The organism is Mesorhizobium sp. M1E.F.Ca.ET.063.01.1.1 (assembly GCF_003998155.1).
Classification (GTDB): Bacteria; Pseudomonadota; Alphaproteobacteria; order Rhizobiales; family Rhizobiaceae; genus Mesorhizobium.
The window spans coordinates 1-649 of sequence record NZ_RZSC01001436.1 but is presented as its reverse complement, the minus strand read 5'-3'; the positions used below and the strand labels follow the sequence as shown (position 1 = coordinate 649).

General features: G+C 59.9%; 2 protein-coding genes. Both read left to right on the top strand.

The features are described from left to right. On the top strand, window positions 1-325 hold a 325-nt coding region (locus EOA29_RS39070; RefSeq protein ID WP_127222548.1), incomplete at its 5' end, for a TonB family protein. Window positions 326-375: 50 nt separating this feature from the next. Continuing rightward, window positions 376-649, top strand: a 274-nt coding sequence (locus EOA29_RS39065) for an antibiotic biosynthesis monooxygenase (RefSeq protein WP_145970144.1), incomplete at its 3' end; no start/stop codon positions are given.

Genomic DNA, 649 nt, shown 5'->3' with positions numbered 1-649 from the left:
TATCGCCAGCAAGGGCAAGATAAAGGCCGCCGCCGGCAATGCCTTGGAATCCCGCTACAGCGGTGAAATCCAGAAGAAGCTCGCCCGCGCCAACCGTCGCGTTTCGAAATCGATCCAGGCCAAGGCTCGCAACAATGCCAGGGTGGTTTTCGTCGTCGCGGCCGACGGCAGCGTCAGCGACCTGCAGCTCACTGAAAGTTCAGGGTCCGCCGAGCTCGATCAGTTCGCTTTGACGCTGGTGCGCAAGCAAGCCCCGTTCCCTCCCATTCCGCCCGAGACCGGAAGGTCGAGTTGGGTGTTCAAGGCGCGGATCGGCCCTTTTTAAAGCCTTCGCCATCCTAATAGTTAGAATTCATCCATTTCGAAAGGAAGCCAATGTACATCGCCATGAACCGCTTCAAGGTCCAGAACGGCTCGGAAGAAGCCTTCGAGGACGTCTGGAAGAACCGCGACTCCAGCCTTTCCGAGATGCAGGGCTTCAAGGAGTTCCACCTGCTGCGCGGTCCGGTCAACGAGACCGAGGGCTATACGCTGTTCGCCTCGCATACCGTCTGGGCAAGCCAGGAGGATTTCGTCGCGTGGACGAAGTCGGAGAACTTCCGCGCCGCCCACCGCAACGCCGGCACCTCGAAGGTGCACTATCTCGGCC